This is a genomic window from Afifella aestuarii (assembly GCF_004023665.1).
Classification (GTDB): Bacteria; Pseudomonadota; Alphaproteobacteria; order Rhizobiales; family Afifellaceae; genus Afifella; species Afifella aestuarii.
The window spans coordinates 459,704-482,125 of sequence record NZ_SAUF01000005.1 but is presented as its reverse complement, the minus strand read 5'-3'; the positions used below and the strand labels follow the sequence as shown (position 1 = coordinate 482,125).

At 62.5% G+C, this 22,422-nt stretch carries 18 protein-coding genes; 1 reads left to right on the top strand and 17 read right to left on the bottom strand.

Annotated features, from left to right (window positions below):
- Positions 1-6: 6 nt before the first annotated feature.
- From lpxB to dnaE, 15 genes are all read right to left on the bottom strand, one after another.
- Entirely contained in the window at positions 7-1,200 is a 1,194-nt protein-coding gene (lpxB, locus tag EO094_RS16375; RefSeq protein WP_128293962.1) for a lipid-A-disaccharide synthase, read from the bottom strand.
- Positions 1,197-2,036, bottom strand: coding sequence for an LpxI family protein (locus EO094_RS16370; RefSeq protein ID WP_246008606.1), 840 nt, complete (start codon positions 2,034-2,036; stop codon positions 1,197-1,199). The genes lpxB and EO094_RS16370 overlap by 4 nt, the downstream gene beginning before the upstream one ends.
- Before the next feature lie 11 nt (positions 2,037-2,047).
- Positions 2,048-2,848, bottom strand: a complete 801-nt coding sequence (gene lpxA, locus EO094_RS16365; RefSeq protein WP_128293960.1) for an acyl-ACP--UDP-N-acetylglucosamine O-acyltransferase — start codon at positions 2,846-2,848, stop codon at positions 2,048-2,050.
- A gap of 3 nt (positions 2,849-2,851) precedes the next feature.
- Positions 2,852-3,310 (bottom strand): 3-hydroxyacyl-ACP dehydratase FabZ, encoded by a 459-nt coding sequence (gene fabZ / locus EO094_RS16360; RefSeq protein ID WP_128293959.1) that lies wholly within the window; start codon positions 3,308-3,310, stop codon positions 2,852-2,854.
- A gap of 37 nt (positions 3,311-3,347) precedes the next feature.
- Positions 3,348-4,403: a UDP-3-O-(3-hydroxymyristoyl)glucosamine N-acyltransferase gene (lpxD, locus tag EO094_RS16355; protein ID WP_128293958.1), complete on the bottom strand. Its 1,056-nt coding sequence runs from the start codon at positions 4,401-4,403 to the stop codon at positions 3,348-3,350.
- A gap of 40 nt (positions 4,404-4,443) precedes the next feature.
- Positions 4,444-6,807 carry an outer membrane protein assembly factor BamA gene (bamA, locus tag EO094_RS16350; protein WP_128293957.1) on the bottom strand — a complete coding sequence of 788 codons (2,364 nt, stop codon included), beginning with the start codon at positions 6,805-6,807 and terminating at the stop codon, positions 4,444-4,446.
- Positions 6,808-6,966: 159 nt separating this feature from the next.
- On the bottom strand, positions 6,967-8,100 hold the full coding sequence (gene rseP, locus EO094_RS16345) for an RIP metalloprotease RseP (RefSeq protein WP_128293956.1): 1,134 nt from the start codon (positions 8,098-8,100) through the stop codon (positions 6,967-6,969).
- A 70-nt stretch (positions 8,101-8,170) separates the two neighbouring features.
- Entirely contained in the window at positions 8,171-9,352 is a 1,182-nt protein-coding gene (dxr, locus tag EO094_RS16340) for a 1-deoxy-D-xylulose-5-phosphate reductoisomerase (RefSeq protein WP_246008570.1), read from the bottom strand.
- 1 nt (position 9,353) lies between these two features.
- Complete coding sequence (locus EO094_RS16335) at positions 9,354-10,238, bottom strand: phosphatidate cytidylyltransferase (protein WP_128293954.1); 885 nt, start codon at positions 10,236-10,238, stop codon at positions 9,354-9,356.
- Positions 10,231-10,986, bottom strand: a complete 756-nt coding sequence (locus tag EO094_RS16330; RefSeq protein WP_128293953.1) for an isoprenyl transferase — start codon at positions 10,984-10,986, stop codon at positions 10,231-10,233. The genes EO094_RS16335 and EO094_RS16330 overlap by 8 nt, the downstream gene beginning before the upstream one ends.
- 149 nt (positions 10,987-11,135) lie before the next feature.
- The gene (gene frr / locus EO094_RS16325) at positions 11,136-11,696 is read right to left on the bottom strand and encodes a ribosome recycling factor (RefSeq protein ID WP_128293952.1); all 561 of its coding nucleotides are present in this window, start codon (positions 11,694-11,696) and stop codon (positions 11,136-11,138) included.
- Complete coding sequence (gene pyrH / locus EO094_RS16320) at positions 11,693-12,442, bottom strand: UMP kinase (RefSeq protein ID WP_128293951.1); 750 nt, start codon at positions 12,440-12,442, stop codon at positions 11,693-11,695. Before pyrH ends, frr begins: the two co-directional genes overlap by 4 nt.
- Positions 12,443-12,528: 86 nt before the next feature.
- Complete coding sequence (tsf, locus tag EO094_RS16315) at positions 12,529-13,455, bottom strand: translation elongation factor Ts (RefSeq protein WP_092812584.1); 927 nt, start codon at positions 13,453-13,455, stop codon at positions 12,529-12,531.
- A 31-nt stretch (positions 13,456-13,486) separates the two neighbouring features.
- Positions 13,487-14,644: a 30S ribosomal protein S2 gene (locus EO094_RS16310; protein WP_128293950.1), complete on the bottom strand. Its 1,158-nt coding sequence runs from the start codon at positions 14,642-14,644 to the stop codon at positions 13,487-13,489.
- 258 nt (positions 14,645-14,902) lie between these two features.
- Positions 14,903-18,358 (bottom strand): DNA polymerase III subunit alpha, encoded by a 3,456-nt coding sequence (dnaE, locus tag EO094_RS16305; RefSeq protein WP_205649952.1) that lies wholly within the window; start codon positions 18,356-18,358, stop codon positions 14,903-14,905.
- Positions 18,359-18,562: 204 nt separating this feature from the next.
- On the opposite strand from dnaE, the gene EO094_RS16300 reads away from it, so the two are divergent.
- A complete protein-coding gene (locus EO094_RS16300; RefSeq protein WP_164879699.1) occupies positions 18,563-19,777 on the top strand; it encodes an esterase-like activity of phytase family protein in 1,215 nt (404 codons plus the stop codon).
- A gap of 680 nt (positions 19,778-20,457) precedes the next feature.
- Here the strand turns inward: EO094_RS16300 and EO094_RS16295 are convergent.
- Positions 20,458-21,159 carry an ABC transporter ATP-binding protein gene (locus EO094_RS16295; protein ID WP_128293948.1) on the bottom strand — a complete coding sequence of 234 codons (702 nt, stop codon included), beginning with the start codon at positions 21,157-21,159 and terminating at the stop codon, positions 20,458-20,460.
- Complete coding sequence (locus tag EO094_RS16290) at positions 21,156-22,385, bottom strand: lipoprotein-releasing ABC transporter permease subunit (protein ID WP_128294314.1); 1,230 nt, start codon at positions 22,383-22,385, stop codon at positions 21,156-21,158. The genes EO094_RS16295 and EO094_RS16290 overlap by 4 nt, the downstream gene beginning before the upstream one ends.
- Between the last annotated feature and the right edge of the window lie 37 nt (positions 22,386-22,422).

Sequence of the window (22,422 nt, the reverse complement as noted above, 5' to 3'; positions counted from 1 at the left end):
CTCGCCTCACTGCGAAATGCTGGAAAGGCGGCCACTGGCCGCCTTTCCTTTTTGCGCATAGTCGAGAACGATATCCGCCGCGCGCTCGCTCGGCGTCTGGCCATCCGGCGTTTCCATCAGCGCATCGAGGCGCGCGAAACCGGACATCTGCGCCTTACGTGCCGGCCCCTCTTCCAACAGCGCAAGAATCTCTCGGGCGAGCACCTCGGGAGAGCCGGCGTCGTCCAGGAACTCAGGCACCGTATTGTCGCCGAGCACGAGATTGGCGAGCACGATCGAATGCACGTTCAAAAGCCATTTGAGGCTGCGCGCCAGCCATTCCACACGGTAGGCGACAACCATCGGCACTTTGGCGAGCGCAAGCTCGAGCGTCACGGTTCCAGAGGCCGCGAGCGCGGCGCTCGCCTGTCGGAAGGCCGCGAGCTTTGCCTCTTCGCCGACGACCAGATCCACCTTCACAGGCCAATCCGCCACGCGCCTTTCGATCTCCGGCCGCAAATGGGTGACCGCCGGTAACACGAAACGCACGTCGGGCTTTGACTGCGCGATCAGGCGCGCCGTTTCACCGAACGGCTCCATCAGCCGCTTCACTTCGCTGAGACGGCTGCCCGGCAGAATGAGAACGTGCGGTTCGGCATCGAGGCCGGCCCTTTCTCCAGACGCCGGGCGCAGTTTCTCACGGTTTTCGATCAACGGATGGCCGACATAGGTGCAAGGCGGCCCGCCCAGACGTTTGTGGACCTCCGGCTCGAACGGCAGCAGGGCCATCACGTGATCGATGTAACGCGCCATCTTGCGCGCCCGCCCCTGACGCCAGGCCCAGACGGAGGGTGATACGTAATTGACGATCGGAAGATCGGGGAGCTGGCGCGCGACGCGCTTTGCGACGCTTTGCGTAAAACCTGGGCTGTCGATGATGACGAGAACGTCCGGTCGCTCCGCCACGATATGATCGACGGTTTCCCGAACGCGGCCGATGATCCGCGGGAGACGTGCAACGACCGCGGCAAAGCCCATCACGGCCACATCGCCGAGCGGGAACAGGCTCTCGACGCCAGCGTCTGTCATACGCTCACCCGCGACCCCGAAAAACACCGTCTCGGGATGCCGGGAGCGGATCTCTTTCAGCAGAGCGGCGCCGAGATGATCACCCGAAGCTTCACCGACGACGAGGGCGATGCGAAGCGGACGCGCGGTCATGGGCGTCGGCGAATGCCGTAGAGAAAGAGCCTGGCCGCACGAAAGGCCGCGAACGTCTCATCGCGGCCAACGAGCATGGTGCGGCCCGCCTCACACGCGATTCCGTCAAGGCCCGCCTCACGAGCCATTTCCACCGTCTCCGGGCCTATGGTCGGAATATCGAGCCTCGGGTCCTGGCTCGGCTTCATGCATTTCACCAGAATCCCACCATGCCTCGGGATGCGCTTCGTCAGCCGCATTTCCCGCACGCGTGACAAGAGGCCGTTGGTGCCTTCCGCACCTTCGAGCGCCACCACGCGGCGCCCGCATGCGACCGCCGCCTGCCCGATATCGAGATCGCCGATCATGCGCGCGGCCTCTGCAGCCTTGGCAAGCTCATCGGTATCGAGCGCCACCCTTCCCTCGACGAGAAGACCGGGCGGGCAGGCAAGTTCAGGTGCAACTGAAAGGGGATCGAGAAGCTCTACGCCGTACTCCTCGAAGATGCCGGCTGCAGATTTGAGCGCGCTGTCATCGCCGGAGCGAATGGCACTTATGATGCGCGGCATCAGCCGCAAAGCGCCGAAATCTGGACGGATGTCCTTGATCTCCGGCCGCTTCACAGCACCGACCATCACCACCTCTTTGCAATCGTGCTCCTTGAGCAAACGCTCCAGGCGGCCAATCTCACCCCACCGGATGCGGAAAACCGGGAAGCCGGTCGTCTTGCGCTCTTCAGCATCTCCGGCAAGGGCAAAGATCAACGGGTGACGCCCTGCGCGCGCGGCCGCCTGCGCCACCAAGTTGGGAAGTCCCCCGCCGCCGGCCAGGATACCAAGCGGACCGCCCTTGGACATCTCCACCACGTTCAGACCTCGCGGCCTCCGCGCGGCGTGCAGATGGCGCGGCTTCCGCCCTCCTCGATGAACGATACGATCTTCTGGACATTGGCATCGTCGGCGAATTCCTGCGCCACATCACGCAGGCGCTCGTGCAGCGTACCTTCCTGCGCGAACAGGAGCCGGTAGGCCCGCCGCAAGGAATGAATGGCCTCACGCTCGTAACCGCGCCGCTTCAGGCCGACGATATTCAGCCCTCCGAGATTGGCGCGATTGCCGATGGCGGAACCGAAGGGGATCACGTCGTTCTCGACTGCCGACATTCCGCCGACAAAGGCATGTTCGCCGACACGCACGAACTGGTGCAGAGCCGCGCCGCCGCCGATGATGGCGAAATCAGCAATCGAGATATGCCCGCCGAGGAGCACATTGTTCACCAGGATTACGTCATTGCCGATGATGCAATCATGGGCGACATGCGCTCCGACGAGAAGCAGACAGCGATCGCCGATGCGCGTGACGAGCCCGCCACCCTCCGTCCCGGGATTGATCGTCACATGCTCGCGAATAACGCAATGCGCACCGATCTCTAGGCGGCTTTCTTCACCCTGGAATTTCTTGTCCTGCGGCGGCATGCCGACCGACGCAAAGGGAAAGATCGTGGTGCATTCGCCGATCGTCGTCGCACCGTCGACGACGACATGCGAGCGCAGCGCGACACCGGAACGGAGTTCAACCCCGGCCCCGACCACGCAGAACGGACCGACTTCGACGTCTTCGGCGAGCTTCGCGCCGTCGGCGACGATCGCGCTTGGATGGATGGAAGCCACGCGCTACTCGTCGAGGACCATGGCGCTCACCTGCGCCTCGGCCACCTTCTTGCCCGCCACTTCCGCAACGGCCGCGTATTTCCAGATCGTACCGCGGCGCTTCAGCTTGTTGACGTGATACTCGACCGTGTCGCCCGGCGTGACAGGGTGGCGGAACTTCGCTTTGTCGATGGTCATGAAGAAGACGCGCTTCGGCGCCTTCGTCTCTGAGGAGAGAACGCAAAGGGCTGCCGCGGTCTGCGCCATGCCTTCGATCAGGAGCACGCCCGGCATGATCGGATATCCGGGGAAATGCCCCTGGAAATGCGGCTCGTTCATCGTCACGTTCTTGATGCCGACACCCGATTCATCGCCACGAATGTCGCGAATTCGATCGACCATGAGAAACGGGTAGCGATGCGGCAAGGCCTGCAGAATCCCGTGGATGTCTGTCGCCTCCAACTGCGTCGGCATCTCGTTCATTATCTTCTCCGATTACGGCACCCTCTGTCCGGCGCCGTCAGTCTTTGTCCAGCCCCAATTCACGCCGAGCGATGCGGCGCAGAATCGTCACCTCGCGGAACCAGTCCTTGACCGGTTGCGCAGGAACACCCCCGAAACGCGCGCCCGGAGGAACGTCGCCATGGACGACGCTCACGGAGGCGATCTGCGCCCCATCGCCGATCGTGACATGGCCGTTTATGCCGGTTTTTCCGCCGATCGCAACAAAGTCTCCGATCCGGGCAGAGCCGGAAATCCCGACCTGGGCGACAATGACGCAGTGCCGCCCGATTTCGACATTGTGGCCGATCTGAACCTGATTATCGATCTTGGTGCCTTCGCCGATCACCGTGTCGCGGTTCGCACCACGGTCTATGGTGGTCGCGGCGCCGATCTCGACGTCATCCTGGATGATTACACGCCCGATCTGCGCGACCTTCATATGGCCACCGGCGCCCATGGCGAAACCGAAGCCATCCTGGCCGACCTGGACGCCCGGATAGAGACGCACGCGATTTCCGAGAAGCGCATGCTGCACGGTCGCGTTCGGTCCGATGATGCAGTCGCGCCCGATGGCCACATCATGAGCAAGGACGGAACCCGCCCCGATGACGGTACCACTGCCGACCTCGACATTGGGGCCGACAACCGCACCAACTTCCACCCGCACGCCTTCTTCAAGACGCGCAGTGGGATGAACGGTGCCGGCAATAAGCGGCTCATCGGATGTGCTGGCGAAATTTTTGGGCGCGACCGCCTTGGGATAAGCGGCGGCCAGAATGCGCGCATAAGCGCGGTAAGGCTCACCGGTTTCGAGGACCGCGACACCTTCGGGCACCTTGCTGGAATAGCGCGGCGCGCAGAGGCAGGCGGTCGCATGCGTCCCGTCCAGATGGCGCACATATTTCGGATTGTCGAGGAAGGTCAGATCCCCTGTCCCGGCCATCTCGATTGGTGCAAAACCGGTGATCTCTGACTCCGAATCGCCACGCAAAAGCGTGGCGCCGGAGAGCTCTGCCACATCACCGAGGCGGAACGGCCCGAAGGGCGGAAAGAAGCGCGTGCGATCTGTCATGGTCAAAAAAGGTTAGGCCGGCACGAGGCCGGCCTTGGGATCAGAATTTGGTGCCGCCGCCGATGCGGAAGAACTGCGTCTCGTCGTAGTCTTCCTTGCTCAGCACATAAGCGAAGTCGGCGCGGATCGGACCAAGCGGAGAGGCCCACAGAAGCGAGGCGCCGACCGATGAGCGGATGCCATTTTCATCGACGACATCGATACCCGGAACGTCGGCTTCGCTGATGTCGGTGTCCCAAGCGGTACCCGCGTCGGCAAAGAGAGCCGCCCGCAGCCCGAGTTCGCGCGGCAGAGCCGGGAACGGGAAGACGACTTCAGCAGTCGCCGCTGCAAAGTACTTCGCACCGAGAGCATCGTGATCATCAGAGGCGATATCGCGAGGACCGATGCCGGAGGATTCGAAGCCGCGAATGGTCTCGCCGCCCTTATAAAAGGCGTCGAGCAACCGCACATCCTCGCCAAGGCCCGTGATGTTGCCACCCTGAATGCGGAGCATACCGATGACTTCCTGGTCGACCAGAAGCTCGCGATAGAGCGAGGCAGAAGCGGTCGTACGAACGAAGCTCACATCACCGCCGACACCCGCGATTTCCTGGGTCAGCTTGCCATACACGCCGTCACGCGGATCGAGGCGGTTGTCGAGCGTGTCATATATCATGCTCCACACCGCGGAAGACACCAGCGTGTCGCCCTCGGCCAAACACACGGCCTTCGAGGAGCTCGAGCACTCCGAAATAGGATCCGTGTCGATATCGAAGTTCGGAACATCGATCTCCTGCTGCTCGATCTTATAGCCGAGCTGAACAGTGAAGTCCTCGGTGATCGGGAAGCCGAAAGTGATACCGCCACCCGTCGTCGTGTAATCGTACGAGCGGTAATCGTTGTCCTCGTAGTCCTTGCGATAGACGTTGAAGCCAGCGGAGACACGACGCCCGAGGAAGTACGGATCGGTAAACGCGAACTCGTAGGTATTGGAGGATTCACCGGCGCCGACCGCAGCGCGGACGAAATAGCCGCGACCCAAGAAGTTACGCTCGGTCAGCGAGACGTCGCCCAGGATGCCGTCACTTGTGGAATAGCCGGCACCAAAGGAGAGCTCACCGGTGGCCTTTTCCTGGACCTCGACCGTCACGATGACCCGGTCAGGTGCGCTGCCCGGCTGCGCACCGACAGTCACCTTGTCGAAGTAATTAAGGTTCCGCAGACGGCGCTCGGCCCGATCGATAAGGACGCGGTTGTAAGCATCGCCCTCGGAGATATCGAACTCGCGGCGGATGACGTAATCCCGCGTGCGGTCGTTACCAGAGACCTCAATGCGCTCGATATAAGCGCGGGGCCCTTCGTCGACGATATAGGTGATGCCGATCGTATGGTTGACCGGATCGCGATCGACACGCGGCCGCACCTGGGCAAACGCATAGCCCGAGCTGGCGAGTTCGATGGTGATCGCCTCCATCGACTTCTCGACCTTCTCGCTCGAATAGACGTCGCCCTCGTCGGTGGAAACCAGACGCATAAGGGACTGCGGATCGATACCCGGGATGATGCTGTCGACCTGGATCTGGCCAAACCGGTATTCCGGGCCTTCATCCATCGTGAAGGTCACGAAGAAAGCATTCCGCTCGCGGTCGAGATCGGCGACGGACGAGACGAGCTGATAATCGGCGAAGCCACGGTTGAGGTAGAAGCGGCGCAGCCGCTCCTCATCCGAAGACAGACGATCAGGATCATACGTGTCGCCAGAGCGCAGGAAGCTGAGAAGACCGCTCTCGCGCGTCTGAACGACGTTGCGCAAACGCCCGTCGCTGTAATGCTGATTGCCGATGAAGGTGATGCGGGACACGCCCGTCTTCGGGCCTTCCGAAACCTCATAGACGAGGTTGACGCGATTCTCCGGCAGGTCGATGACCTTCGGCGTCACGGAGCCCTGGAAACGACCAGACCGGCGATAGAGCTCGAGGATGCGCTGAACATCGTTCTGCACCTTGGCGCGCGTGAACACACCGCGCGGCTGGGAGCTCACGACGCCCTTCAGCTGGTCGTCCTTGAACTTCTTGTTACCCTCGAAATTGATGCGGTTGATGATCGGATTCTCTTCAACGCTCACCACCAGGGTGCTGCCGCGCTGATTTATCTGAACATCGGAGAACAGCCCCGTCTCGAACAGCGCCTTCAGCGATTCGTCGACGTCTTCCGCCGAGAAGCTGCGACCTGGCTTAACGAGAAGGTAGGCGCGAATGGTGTCAGCATCGACACGCTGATTTCCATTCACTGCAACAGAGCTGACGACAGCAGCTTCAGCCTGTGAGACGAAGCCGGGACCGGAGACAAGCCCTGTCGCCATGATCGTCAGTGCGGCAAAAACTGCGCCGCGGATGAAGCCCGCTAAGGATCTATGTTTCATGTGCCGTTTTGCCCGGTCTCTTGTCTGCGGAGCCGCCCAGATACGCGTGAAGGGCCGCGGATTGTGCCGTTCGTATCGCAGGGATACCGGCGCGAAGCAACTGGCAACCCAAGCGATACGGCCGTTTTTGATGGTCAAGTGGCCATTCGGCAACGGCACTCAAATCCCCGTCATCCTTACGATATCGTTAAAGGTGACGAAGACGAAAAGCATGATGACGAGCGCGAAGCCGATGCGAAAACCCATCTCCTGGGCTCGTGGCCCGAGCGGCCGGCCGCGTATCGCCTCGATCAGGTAGAACACGAGATGCCCACCATCGAGCATCGGAACAGGGAAAAGGTTCAAGAGACCGATCGAAACGGAGAGAATCGCGGCGAGATGAACGAGCCCCGGGATGCCGCCCGATTCGGCCACCACGCCAGAGACCTGCGCCACGCGCAGCGGACCGCTCAGCTGGTCGGCGTTCTCCCGGCCTCTAAAGATGCGGCCGACATAGGTCAGCGTGCGCTCGACCACGACATAGGTTTCCCGCATCCCCTCCCCTATGGCGCCGATCGGGCCGAAGCGCTCCAGCTTCACATCGGCCGCCCGCGAGACGCCCAAGACGCCGATGCGTTGCGTGCCACCGAGCCCGTCAGGAATTTCCTGACGCTGCGGGGTCGCGGTCAGTTCGATCTCACGCCCGTCGCGCTCGACCGTGAAATGAAGCGTCTCGCCGGAGGCGAGCGCGACAACGCGCTGAACGTCCGTGAATGTCTCAACATGACTTCCGTCAATCGCGACAATCGTGTCGCCGGGCTCGAAGCCTGCCTCTTCCGCGGCGCTGCCCGGGTTGACGATCTCCACCAGAGGCGTCGTCACCGGCTTGCCGATCGTGCCGAAAACGGCCGCAAAGAGAACGACGGCGAGAATGAAATTCGCAAATGGTCCGGCAAACACGACGGCCGCCCGTTGCCAGACCGGCTTGAAATGGAAGAGGCCCGCGCGTTCTTCCGGCGTCGTCGCCGCCAAAACCTCAGGATCCGGGAAGCTCGCGTCATTCTCGTCGCCGACGAACTTCACATAGCCGCCCAAGGGAATCGCGCTCACCCGCCAGCGCGTGCCGTGTCGATCATCGAAACCGAAAAGCTCGCGCCCGAAGCCGATGGAGAACGTGGAGATTTCTACCCCGCACCAGCGCGCGACGAGAAAATGCCCGAGCTCATGGATGAACACGACAACCATCAGCACGACGAGCGCCGGCACGACGTAGAAGAAAGCGACCTCACCAGCCGAACTCAGGGTTTCTAGCATGTGTGTGCTTCCTCCTTATCCGTGTCGTTGATCGGCATTCGCCTCGTCTGACTCGCCGTTCGTTGCGGGCTCAGGCCGCCAGCAGACGCCCGGCCGCGAGATCGCGCGCCTGGCCATCAAGAACAAGCGCCGCCTCGACCGTCTCCGGCTCGTGCATCAGCCCGGCCTTGTCGGCCTCTTCCAGCACGCGCTCAACAAGCTGCGGGATCGTCATGAACCCAATGCGCCGATCGAGAAAGGCCGCAACGGCAATTTCGTTGGCCGCATTCAACACAGTGGGCGCGCCGCGGCCTGCGACCATGGCCTCGCGGGCGATCCTCAGTGCGGGAAAGCGCTCCGAATCGGGCTTTTCAAAGGAGAGCGTCCCGACCTCGGCGAGATCGAGATGGCTTGTCGCCCGCTCTGCCCTCTCCGGCCAATTGAGACAGTAGTCGATTGGGCGGCGCATGTCCGGCGCGCCAAGCTCACCATGCCACGAACCGTCTCGGAAGACGACGAAGGCATGAACCTTCGATTGCGGATGAATGAGAACGCCGAGCTGCTCCGGCGGGAAGCCGAAGAGATGCCGCGCCTCGATCAATTCCAGCCCCTTGTTCATCAAGGTTGCCGAATCGACAGTAATTTTCGGCCCCATCGACCACGTCGGATGATGCAGAGCTTCATCGACGGTCACCTTGGCGAGCTCGTCGGCGGTCTTGGCGCGGAACGGCCCGCCCGAAGCGGTCAGGACGAGCCGATCGACCGACGCCGGATCGACGTCGACCAGCAACTGAAAAATGGCGTTGTGTTCCGAATCGACCGGCAGGATGCGCACACCCTTTTCGCGCGCCAGCGCCATGAACGACGAGCCAGCGCAGATGAGGCATTCCTTGTTGGCTAGGGCAATGTCGTTGCCAGCGCGAATCGCCGCCGCCGTGGGCGCAACACCAGCCGCACCGACAATCGCGGACAGAACCCGATCGGCAGGCTCGGCCGCCGCCTCGCAGACGGCGTCGTCACCGGCCGACACCCTGATTCCGGTCCCGTCCAGCGCTTCTTTCAAGCGGCCATAACGGCTCTTGTCGCGGATGACGGCGCTTTCGGCTTTGACGCGACGGGCGACATCCGCAAGCTCATCGACCTTCGTCCCCGCGGTCACCGCACGCACCTTGAACGCCGGGCCGCCCTCGCGCGCGAGATCGCGCTCCATGAGGTCCACAGTGCTCTTTCCGATGGAACCTGTGGCGCCGAGAATGGTGACGATACGTGCCATTTTACTGTGTCCAATCTGGAATGGGGGCGGCGAAACCACTGAGCGCCAGCAGGACGGCGACGACGGCCGCCGCATAAAGCCCATCGATCCGGTCCATCAGACCACCGTGCCCCGGGATAAGACGGCCGGAATCCTTGGCGCCGAACCGACGTTTCATCGCCGATTCCCCGAGGTCTCCAAGCTGCGCCGCGACCGACAGGATCAATGCGGCGCCGATCGCGGACGCCCATCGAGATTCGGTGAAAACCGCGAACAAAATACCCACGACGAGCGCGCCGGCCGCGCCGGTCGCAGCGCCCGACCAGGTTTTCGACGGAGAGACGCGCGGCCAGAGTTTCTTCCCCCCGATAGCGCGCCCACCAAAATAAGCCGCGATATCCGTGACCCAGACGACGAACAGTAAGAAGAAGAGCACGAGGCGGCCCGTCTCGGCATCAGCGCGCAGAGCCAAGAGGGCCACGCTCGGAACGCCGGCATAGAGAACGCCAAGCGCGAGCCAAAGCGGCCGCCGATCGCGCGCACCGGCGCTTTGGCCGCTCGCCACGCCTTGATCGAACAGAACCGTCCCCGAGGCGACGAGCGGGACCGCCACGAGCGGCAGCAACAGAAGCAGGATCCCACCCCCCGGCAAGCCACCGAAGGTCACGAGAAGCGCGAAGGCCAGAAGCAGCCCCTCACCGATCCGCCAAGCCTGAGGCTGCTCACATTCGCTCATGCGCGTCCATTCGTAGAAAACGAGGAGCGCCAGAACGAGAACGAGAAGAAGAAAGGCAGTGCCGCCGAACCATGTCGGCAGGATCGCGAGCGGCAGCAGGATCGCCGCGGAGACCACGCGCGTCGGAAGATCGCTCTTGTCGAATGAAAAAATGCCCCTGCCCTCAGACACCTGTCAGCCCTCCAAAACGGCGATCGCGACTGTGAAACTCGGCGATTGCAGCGTCGAATTCGTTCTCGTCGAAATCCGGCCAGTAGACCGGGAGAAAGACGAATTCCGTGTAAGCGAGCTGCCAGAGAAGAAAGTTGCTGATGCGCGCTTCACCGGATGTGCGGATCAGAAGATCCGGATCAGAGATGCCGGCCGTATCGAGATGCTCGGCAAAGACGCGTTCAGAGAAGTCGGCCGGGTCGATCTCGCCACGAACCATTTTCTCGCCGATCCGCCGCATGGCGCGCACCAGCTCGTCGCGGCCGCCATAATTGAAGGCGACCTGCAGCACGAGACCGTCATTGCCTCGCGTCTCCATCTCAGCCTTCTCGACGAGAGCGGCAATATCCTTCGGCAGGCCTTCGCGGCGCCCGATGACGCGGATGCGAACGCCGTTCTTCTTCAACTCGGCGAGATCGTTGCGGATGAAGAAGCGCAGAAGATTGAAAAGGTCGTTGATCTCGCTGCGCGGCCGCGACCAGTTTTCGGAGGAAAAAGTGAAGAGAGTCAGGACCCGCACGCCGCGATCACCCGCGTGGCGCACTGTCCGGCGAACGGACTCGACCCCTCGGCGATGCCCCTCGATCCGAGGCAGACCACGAGCACTCGCCCAACGGCCGTTGCCATCCATTATAATGGCTACGTGCGCGGGAATTTCCCCGCCAGACCGCGCGCGCTGCGCCGGATCGATCTGCGCTAGTGTCCCCATGCCTCTCTGCCGCCTGCGTGCTCGCGCTCCAGTTGCGCCAATCATAAGCGGAAAACGTAAAGCCAGTGCCCCTACCGGCTGAACGAGTGCTATCGCGAGAGGCTAACGCAACCAGAGGTCCGGTGGCCAGCGCGAAGGCGCAACCGTCTTTAGACCTGCATAATCTCCTTTTCCTTATGGCCGAGCATGTCGTCAATTGCGGCAATATGCTCGTCCGTAAGGGACTGAATACGGTCAGACTGGCCCCTGCTCTCGTCCTGGCTGATCTCGCCGTCCTTTTCGGACTTCTTCAGCACCTCCATGCCGTCACGGCGGACATGGCGGACGGATACGCGCGCGTTCTCGGCATATTTGTGAGCAACCTTCACCATCTCCTGCCGACGCTCCGCGTTGAGCTCGGGGATGGGGATTCGCAGAAGAGTGCCTTCCATGATCGGGTTGAGGCCAAGGTTGGAATCCCGGATCGCTCTGTCGACTGCGCCGACGAGCGACTGGTCCCACACCTGCACCGAAAGCATGCGCGATTCAGGAACGCTCACCGTGCCGACCTGCGAAATCGGCATCTGCGAGCCGTAAGCACTCACAGTGATCGGATCGAGAAGGTTCGGAGATGCCCGGCCGGTGCGCAGACCCGCAAGCTCGGTGCGCAACACGGAGACGGCTCCGTCCATCCGTCGTTTGATGTCCTTGAAATCGACGCCTTCACTCATGGTTTTCCCCGGATTTCGTTTTTGCGGTCGCCGGAAATGAGGGTTCCGACGGCCTCCCCAGCGACGATGCGGGCGAGCGCCCCCGGCTGGTGAATGTTGAATACGATTATCGGCAAGCTATTGTCGCGAGCAAGCGAGAAAGCTGCCGTATCCATGATCTGGAGATCCTTGGCGATGACCTCTTGATAGCTGACCGTCTCGTAGAGGGTCGCGGTCGGATCCAGACGCGGATCAGCCGAATAGACACCGTCGACCTGGGTTCCCTTGAGAAGCGCATCGCACTCCAGTTCAAGTGCTCTCAGCGCCGCACCGGAATCCGTCGTAAAGAACGGATTGCCTGTGCCGCCCGCAAGCACGACCACGCGCCGCTCGTCCATGTGCCACGCGGCACGCCGATGCACGTAGGTCTCGCAGACGGAAGGCATTTCGATCGCCGACATGGCGCGGGCTGACACACCCAAGCGCTCAATCGCCGCTTCGACGGCGAGCGCATTCATCACCGTCGCGAGCATGCCCATATGGTCGCCCGTGACGCGGTCTCCGCCGCCTGCGGCGATGGCCACTCCGCGGAAGATGTTGCCGCCGCCGATGACGATCGCAAGCTCAGTGCCAGCGTTGTGGACGGCAACGATTTCCGTTGCGAAGGCGCGGACGACATTGTCGTCGATGCCGAAGGGCTGATTGCCCATCAGGGCTTCGCCGGAAAGCTTCAGAAGAATTCTTTTGGGGCGCGGACGTTCGCTCATAAATGCCTGCATTCCTTACTCGGTTTGCGGCCCGACACGTTCGCGCCCCTGTCTCTTTGCTCCGCGCGAAGAGTGCGCGGGTCTATTCAGCGGCTGCCGGCAGCAGCGGCAACTTCGGCGGCGAAGTCTTCTTCTTCGCGCTCCACGCCCTCACCCAGGCGGAAGCAAACGAAGTTGGTCAGAGCAATCGCAGCGCCGGCGTCTTTCTCGGCATCGGCAATTGCCTGCTCGACCGACTTGTCCGGGTCGATAACGAAAGCCTGCTTCAAAAGCACCGATTCCTCGTAGAACTTGCGCATCCGGCCATCGACCATCTTCTCGATGATGTTGGCCGGCTTGCCGGATTCGCGTGCCTGCTCAGCGAAAACCGCGCGCTCACGCGCAACCACGTCCGCATCAAGCCCATCGACATCGACGGAAAGCGGGCTAGCAGCCGCGATATGCATCGCAATCTGGCGGCCGAGAGCGGCAAGTTTTTCCTTGTCGCCGTTCGACTGCAGCGCGACCAGGACACCGATCTTGCCAAGGCCCGGCGCGGAGGCTGCGTGCACGTAGGTGGCAACGACACCCGGATTAGCCTCAAGGACCGCCGAGCGACGCAGCACCATGTTTTCGCCGATCGTGGCGACGGCGTCCGTCAGAGCGCCTTCGACGCTCTTTCCGGCACCTGCCATATCGGCTGCCTTGACTGCGGCGACAGAGCCGTCGGTGGAGAGGGCCGCTTCCGCGACCTTCAACACGAGCGCCTGAAATTGATCGTTGCGGGCAACGAAATCGGTCTCGGAGTTCACCTCGACGATGGCGGCCTTACCGTCCGCCTCGGCGATACCGATGAGACCTTCAGCGGCGACGCGGCCTGCCTTCTTCGCAGCCTTCGCCAGACCTTTTGCGCGCAGCCAGTCGACGGCGGCATCCATGTCGCCATCCGCCTCCTGCAACGCGGTCTTGCAGTCCATCATGCCGGCGCCGGTCTTGTCGCGCAGCTCCTTGACCATCTGGGCCGTTACAGCCATCGATCATGTCCTCTCTTGCGTGTGCGCAGCCTTAGGCCGCGGCTTCCTGTTCTTTCACCAGCGCTGTCGCCTGCGCGATCCAGTCCTCGCGCTCAACGCGGCCGGCGGATCCGAGCGCAGCGTCGAGACGCTCCGTGTCCGCCTGATCGAGACCGGCGATCTGCGCGTAGCGGGTGATTCCGAGCTGATTCAGCTTCTGCTCCAAAACCGGGCCGACGCCATTGATCTTCTTCAGATCGTCCGCGTCGCCCTCAGGGCGCGCAAACAGCGGCTCGACTTCACCGGCCTTGCCCGGCGACGGCGGCGCCTTGTCTGTCTGCACGTTCGATTCGGGATCCGGATTGGCGGCCTCGGCTTCCGCCGCGACGAGCACATCACGGTTGGCGGCGCTTTCCTCGGTCACCGGTCCGGCCTCCGGCACTTCACCGCCGAAGCTGGCATCTTCCAGCGCAGCCTCGTTCACCTCTTCAGAGGCGCCGATGTCGACGCCCATGTCGCCCTGGCCGCGCGAAATGCCGTCGAGGACTGCCCGTGTGACGAGATCGCAGTAAAGGGCGAGCGCGCGACCCGCGTCGTCGTTGCCCGGGATCGGGTAGGAAATGCCTTGGGGGTCGCTGTTGCTGTCGACGACTGCGGCGACCGGAATGTTGAGCCGGCGTGCCTCAGCGACGGCGATCGATTCCTTGTTCGTATCGATGACGAAGAGGAGATCCGGAATACCGCCCATGTCCTTGATGCCGCCAAGCGCGCGCTCAAGCTTGTCGCGTTCGCGCGTCAGAGACAGACGCTCTTTCTTGGTAAGGCCCTGGACGCCTTCCTCGAGCATCCCTTCCAGCGTCTTCAGCCGCTGAATGGAATTGGAGATCGTCTTCCAGTTGGTAAGCATGCCGCCGAGCCAACGGGAGTTGACGTAATACTGGGCGCACCGGCGTGCCGAATCGGCCACGACCTCAGACGCCTGCCGCTTCGTGCCGACGAACAACACGCGACCGCCCTGCGCGACCACATCGCTCACGGCCTGCAGAGCGCGATAGAACATCGGCACCGTCTGGGCGAGATCGATGATGTGGATATTGTTCCGCTCACCAAAGATGTACGGAGCCATCTTCGGGTTCCAGCGGTGAGATTGATGACCGAAATGAACGCCAGCCTCGAGCAGCTGGCGCATAGAAATATCAGGAAGCGCCATTTTTCGTCTCCGGTTGTACCTCCGCAGGGACGGACGGCAGACCGCCACCGGATGCCTCTAAAGCAAATACCCTGCGTGTGTGATGGCCGGCCCTATAAGGGGCGGGCGGCTTTTTTGCAACGCCCAAATGGGCATGCGAGACGCGCTTCGCAAGTTGAAGAGGGTCCAGCAGCGTCGCGCGATTGCGAACAAAACGTCTAAAACCGCACCTCGTGCGGTCAGGAGAGGACGCGCCGCCCTCTCCTGCACGCTCTCACGTCATTGAAGGTCAACGTGAACGACACCGGGTACTGCCTTGATTGCGCTCGCGACTTGCGGTGTGACCTGATAGCGCCCGGGCAATCGGATCTCGATTTCCCGATTTTCGTCCCGCCGAAGCAGCACCAGTGACACCTGTGACTGGCCAGGCCCATTCAACCGGCTTGCCAGACGTTCGACGGGATCGCTGTCGTTCAAATAAACCGTCAGCGCCATGCTGAGCTGTGCGGCCATCTCCTCAAGCGGCTCCACGCCGACAATGCGGACCCTGAGATCGTCCGTCTCGTCTTCCATTTCTGCGGTCAGGCGGAAGAGATAAGAGCGGCCTGGCTCGAGCTTGTCGCGCCATTCGAAAAGCTGCTCTTGATATAGCACCGCCTCGAACTGTCCCGAGGGATCAGACAGGGTCAGAATGCCGATGCGCCCGCCGGAGCGCGTCCGCTTTTCCTGTTTGCGCACGACAGTCGAGGCGACGAGGCCGGCCTCCGCGCCGAGCCGCCTCACCTTGTCGGCAAAATCCTTCCATGAACTGCCCCCCTTCTTTCTGACGATGTCGGAGTAGGCATCGAGCGGATGCCCGGACAGATAGGCTCCGACAGCGGCAAGCTCGCGCATGAGCTTTTCCGACTGCATCCAAGGGTCGGCCGGCAGAAGGTTGAGTTCGGGCGCATCGGTCGGCGCAGCAAAGAGATCGACCACGCCCGCCTCCTGGCGCGCATGATGCTCGGTCCCCGACCGCAGAAGCCGCCCGACATTGGCAAAGACGGTCGCGCGATCGAGGCCGAGCGAATCGAATGCTCCCGCCTGGACCAGGCATTCCATCGCGCGTCGACCGATCACTCTCGGATCCGTGCGCGCGACGAAGTCGGCGAGATCGGCGAAAGGCCCGTCGCGTCGGGCTTCGACGATATGCTCGACCGCATGCTGGCCGACGCCTTTCAAGGCCGACAGAGCATAGATGATGGCGCCCTCCTCCACGTCGAAGAACGTACGTGGGCGGTTGATGTCGGGCGGAAGCACCTGGATGTCGAGGCGCTTCGCTTCCAGCCGGAATTCGTTGAGCTTGTCGGTGTTGCCCATGTCGAGCGTCATCGACGCCGCCAGGAATTCTGCGGGATGATTGGCCTTCAGATAGGCCGTCTGATAGGCAACGAGGGCATAGGCTGCGGCGTGGGATTTGTTGAAGCCGTAGCTTGCGAATTTCGCCACGAGGTCGAAGACCATCGCAGCATCGGCGGCCTTCACGCCATGCGCCTTGGCGCCTTCCACGAAGCGCTCGCGCTGGGCGTCCATCTCCGCCTTGATCTTCTTGCCCATCGCGCGACGAAGAAGATCGGCTTCACCGAGTGAATAGCCCGACAGGAGCTGGGCGATCTGCATCACCTGCTCCTGGTAGATGATGACGCCGTAGGTCTCCTTCAGCGTCGGCTCGAGTTCGGGCAGGAGGTAATCCGGCTCTTCCTCGCCGTGTTTGCGCCGGTTGTAGGTCGGGATGTTGTCCATCGGTCCCGGCCGGTAGAGCGCGACGAGAGCGATGATGTCCTCGAAACGGTCGGCGCGCATACCGACAAGCGCGCGGCGCATGCCCTGACTTTCCAGCTGGAACACGCCAACCGTTTCGCCGCGGGCGAGCATGGCGAAAGTCGTCGGATCGTCGAGGGGCAAAGCCGCGAGGTCGCAATCGATCTTGCGTTTGCGCAGGAGACGCACCGCCTTGTCGAGCACAGTCAGCGTCTTGAGGCCGAGGAAGTCGAATTTGACGAGACCGGCCTGTTCCACCCATTTCATGTTGAACTGGGTGACGGGCAGGTTGGAGCGCGGGTCGCGGTAAAGCGGGACCAGCTCCTCGAGCCGGCGGTCACCAATCACGATACCTGCGGCATGCGTCGAGGCGTGGCGATAAAGCCCTTCAAGCCGCGTGGCGATGTCGATCAGACGACCGACCACCGGCTCGCGCTCAATCTCTTCCTGAAAGCGCGGTTCGTCGGCGACGGCCTGGGCCAGAGTGACCGGGTTTGACGGATCGGCCGGCACCAGTTTGCAGAGCCGGTCGACCTGGCCGTACGGCATTTCAAGCACACGGCCGACATCGCGCAGGGCAGCGCGCGCCTGCAGCGTTCCGAAGGTGATGATCTGGGCCACCTGCGCCTTGCCGTAGCGCTCCTGGACATAGGTGATAACCTCGTCGCGCCGCTCCTGACAGAAATCGACGTCGAAGTCCGGCATCGACACACGCTCCGGATTGAGGAAGCGCTCGAAGAGGAGATTGAACCGCAAGGGATCGAGGTCGGTAATCGTCAGCGACCAGGCGACCACGGAACCAGCGCCCGAACCACGGCCCGGCCCGACCGGAATGCCGTGTTCCTTCGCCCATTTGATGAAGTCGGAAACGATCAGGAAGTAGCCCGGGAACTTCATCTTCTCGATGATGCCGAGCTCGAAACTCAAACGTTTCTCGTAGTCTTCGAGGCTGAGGCCCGGCGCGCAGCCATGCTTCGCGAGACGCGCCTTCAGGCCCGCTTCGGCCTGCTCGCGCAGCTCGGCCGCCTCGTGCGCCTCCGCCGTCTCGGCATCGGCAGCCGCCCCGCCGACGAAACGCGGCAAGATCGGACGGCGCGTCTTCGGCCGCATCTGGCAGCGCACGGCGATTTCGACGGTGTTTTCTATCGCCTCGGGCAGATCGGTGAATTTCTCGGCCATCGCCTCGGCCGACAAGAAGCCGTGCTGGCGGGTGAGTTGCCGGCGATCGTCTTCGGAGACGACGCGGCCTTCCGCGACCGCCAGCAGTGCATCATGCGATTCGTAATCGTCCTCGCTGGCGAAGAACGGTTCATTCGTCGCAACGATCGGCACGTCGCGCGCATAGGCAAGGTCCAGAACACCCGCTTCGGCAGCTGTCTCGATCTGCAATCCATGGCGCTCGATCGCTACGTAAAGTCGGTCCTGGAAAATCGTCTGAAGCGCCGTCAGCCGCCCGGCGGCATCCTCCGGGCGATTGGCGAAGATCGAGGGATAAAGCACGCCATCATGGCCACCCGTCATCGCCAGAAGCCCGTCGCCATACGCCTGCAAGAGCGGCGCCGTCAGCGGCAGCCCGGCGGACTCTTCCCCGAGATAATAGGCGGTGACGAGATGAACGAGGTTCTGCCAGCCAGTTTCGTTGGCGCAGAGCAGGAAGAGATGTTCACGCCCGGCGGCCCGGAAGTGCGGTTCGGCGCGGCGCTCCACGTTCTCCGACAACGCCACGGGCAATTTGCAGCCGATGAGCGGCTGGATCCCCGCGCCGGAGGCTTTTTGAGAGAATTCGAGCGCGCCGAAAAGATTGGCCGAATCGGTCACGCCCACAGCGGGCATGCCCGCACTCTTGGCGAGCTTGATGAGCTTTGCGACCGGGAGCGCGCCCTCCAGCAGCGAAAAGGCTGAATGACAATTGAGATGGATGAAATGCGGTGCCAAGGGTGAACTCCTCCACGCCTCTTGTATCGCCGCTGGCGACCGAGCGACAGGCACGAGCGACCCTCGTCCCCACCCATCTCTCTCAGTCGCCGTTGCGCCCCACCCCGCTGCGACGCCACGTCAGCCAACCCGCGATGGTCCCGTCATGGATCCGTCGCCAAGTTGCGTTTCCTAGGAACAGTACGAATCGCCCGAAGACCTATCGTGCCCTCACTCTCCCCTCTCTGCCGCCTCCCTCTCCTCCTCGTAATTCTCGGAGCCATCGCGGCGTCGAGCCCGGGAGAGGCAGAAGAGGCCGGCAGCCTGCCCCCACCCGTCTTCCGCGGGGCCCTGACATTGCCGAAAAACCTTGAGGTCGAAGGAACGCCTTTTGGGGGAATCTCCGGCCTCGACTACGATGCGGCGAACGACACGTTTTACGCACTCTCAGACGACCGAGCGCAGCGTGGACCGGCACGATATTACACGCTCCGCCTGACCCTTGACGCCGACGGTATCCACGGAATGGACGTCACGTCGATGCATGTCCTCAGGCCGCCGGGTGGCGGCCAGTTCTCTGCAGGCGAAATCGATCCAGAGGCTTTGAGGCTCGCCGCCGCCGGCACACATTTCTACTGGTCGAGCGAAGGCGACGAGAACGGCACTCCGGCGATCTTCATTTCCGACCTCGACGGCCGCGCGAGTGGCCAGCTCTCTTTGCCTGACGCCTATCTGCCCAATCCCACGGGCACCCACCACGATGTCACCCGCCCCGACGGCACCCAGGGTGTGCGCGACAATCTCGGCTTTGAGGCGATCGCCCTCTCCCCGGACAACACACGCCTCTACGCCATCACCGAAAACGCGCTCATTCAGGACGGCAGCCAGGCGACGCTCTACGCCGGGAGCCCGTCGCGCATCATCGTCTTCGACCTCGCCTCCGGCAACGTCGTCGCAGAGTATGTCTACGAGACCGATCCCATTTTTCGCGCCCCCGCATTCCCGCTCGGCGGCGCCGACAATGGCGTTTCAGAAGCTCTCGCGCTCGCCGACGGTCGGCTCCTCGTCGTCGAACGCGCTTATGCGGCGGGCGTCGGCAACCACATCGCCCTCTATGTCGTCGACCTCGACGAGGCGGACGACATTTCCGGCCTCGAAAGCATTTCGGATCGCGATGTCCGCGCGGTGCGAAAGACGCCCTGGCTCGTCCTCGATGAAGGAACCTTCAGCCTCGACATAGACAACATCGAGGCTGCGAGCTTTGGCCCGATGATCGACGGCCAGCCTTCGCTCGTCCTTGCCTCAGACGACAATTTCAACCCGCTTGGCCAGGTCACACAGTTCCTGCTCTTCACCTTCACGGCGCCGAACGCCATTCCGGACACAGAGCCGTCAGGTGGTCTCCCTGTACCCCAGCGAAAATCCGGCACCGCGGATTGATTGCCCCTGGTCGACGCGGCCACCACGTCCCACTCGGCCGTCCCGCACCCAACCCGAGACCAGCACCATGAAACCGGCCGAGGAGCCACCGGTTGCTCACCAACAACGGCACCTCCCTGCGGAATCGCAGCCTACGAACCGGTGCCGCCGCTCGCGCGGAAAAGGCCTCAAAGGGGCGCAAACAACCCAAGGCTCAGAACGTATAAAGAGGCCGTCAGCACCACGGTCGCAGCGAAAGACAGAAGCTCAGAAGCGAAGATATTCATCGTATACTCCCTCTTTGTTCCCAACTTGTTCTGCTTTTTGATTTCTGTCAACCCCGGTGCCTGTTGGGCTTTTCACGGCGTGCGGCTCTGCTCTTTGGGAAGGCTCGCAGCCGCAGGACTTCCGTAGATGAAAAGGCCGGGCACTGGCACAGAACGCCCATCAGCGGAGGCGTCGCGGCCACTCAGACCCACGTTTGGACTGAACGCACAGATGTACGGCGCCTATTGTGATAGGAGCCGGCCGAGGAGAGCGTGTGCGGGCTGCCGACGCGCCAAGGGCGTAAAAGCCGAGTGGCATGCGCGCTCAACCGGCGATGTTCGGAGAGAGTCGTTTGGATTTGAAATCGTCGGCAGGGCGTTCTGCCGAAACGGCACGACGTTGTTCAGCCATACGCCTTGCGATGGCCGCCCGCCTCAGGCGCCCTCGTAAGGCACGATCTTGCCGTCTCTCAGCGTGACGGTGCGATCCATGCGCTTTGCCAGAGCGAGATTGTGGGTCGCAACCAGCCCGGCGAGGCGCGTCTCACGCACGAGCCGGGTCAAGGCATCAAAGACATGGTCCGACGTCTTCGGATCGAGATTGCCGGTCGGTTCGTCGGCGAGAAGGAGGCGCGGCGCATTGGCGAAGGCCCGGGCGATCGCCACGCGTTGCTGCTCGCCGCCGGAAAGCTCGGCCGGTCGATGATCCGCGCGATGATCGACGCGCAAATAGGCAAGCAGCTGGCGCGCCCGTTCCATCGCTTCCTGGCGGGACAGGCCTGCGATCATTTGCGGGATGACGCAGTTCTCGAGCGCGGAGAATTCCGGCAAAAGATGGTGGAACTGGTAGACAAAGCCAATGGTGCGCCGTCGCAAAGCCGTGCGCTCGCCGTCATCGAGGCCAACCGTCGCCTCCCCGGCGACCCAGACCTGCCCGTCATCGGGTTTTTCGAGCAGTCCGGCCATATGCAGGAGGGTCGACTTGCCGGCGCCCGAGGGGGCGACGAGCGCCACGAGCTCACCCGGAAAGAGCGTGAGATCCGCCCCTTGCAGGATCGGGAGGTCTCCGCTGCCGCTCTGATAGACGCGCACGACCTTCTCAAGGTTGAGCGCGGGGATGTCTGCCGTGTCGCTCATTCGTAGCGCAATGCCTCAACAGGATCGAGCTTGGCCGCACGCCAGGCCGGATAGAGCGTCGCGAGGAAGGAAAGAATGATCGCCATCACCATGATCGACATCGTCTCTCCCACGTCCATATCGGCGGGCAGACGGCTCAGATAATAAAGCTCAGGCGAGAACACTTCGGTGCGCGTGATCCAGGTCACGAATTCGCGCAGGCTTTCGATGTTGGCGCACACGAGCGCACCGAGCGCCACGCCGACGAGCGTGCCAACGACACCGATGCTTGCTCCCGTGATGAAGAAGACCCGCAAAATCGCCCCGCGTGTCGCCCCCATCGTCCGCAGGATGGCGATGTCGTGTCCCTTGTCCTTCACCAGCATGATCAGGCCGGAGATGATGTTGAGGGCCGCAACAAGCACGATCAGCGTCAGGATGATGAACATCACGTTGCGCTCGACCTCGAGAGCGGAGAAGAACGTGACGTTGCGCTGTCGCCAATCGGACGAATAGATCGGCCGACCGGCCGCCTCTTCGACCTTCCCGCGCATCGCCTCGACATTGTCGGGATCGTCGAGATAGACCTCGATCGCCCCGACTTCCTCACCCTTGTTGAAATAGGCCTGCGCCTCTTCGAGTGGCATGAAGACGAAGGTCGAATCGTATTCTGACATCCCGATCTCGAAGATCGCGACGATCGGATAGGCTTTGACGCGTGGCGAGACGCCCATGGGCGTGACGGCACCGCGCGGACTGACCAGGGTGATGTTGTCGCCCACGAAGAGGCCAAGAGACTGGGCAAGCCGGCTGCCGACGGCCACACCTCCCGCCGTATCAAAGTCGGCAATCCCGCCGCCGTCTTGAATGTTGCCGGCGATGCCGGGGACTTTTTCGAGGTCGGCTCCTCGGATGCCTCGCACCAGGACACCCGAGCCACCACTCGTTGCACCCGAGGCGAGCGCCTGCCCCTCCACCAAGGGAATGGCTGCGCGCACGCCTGGCACCGCCGTTATGCGCTTGGCGACCGCATCGTAGTCGGTCAAAGGCGTATCGATCGGCTGCAGAATGAGATGGCCGTTGATCCCGAGGATCTTGTCGAGAAGCTCGGCACGGAAGCCGTTCATCACGGCCATGACAATCACGAGCGTCGCGACGCCTAAGCAGATGCCGAGAAAGGAAAAACCCGCAATGACGGAGATGAAAGCCTCTTTGCGCCGCGGCCGAAGATAGCGCAGCGCCAGCATCCATTCATACGCCGAGAAAGGCCGCGTCGCAGCGTTC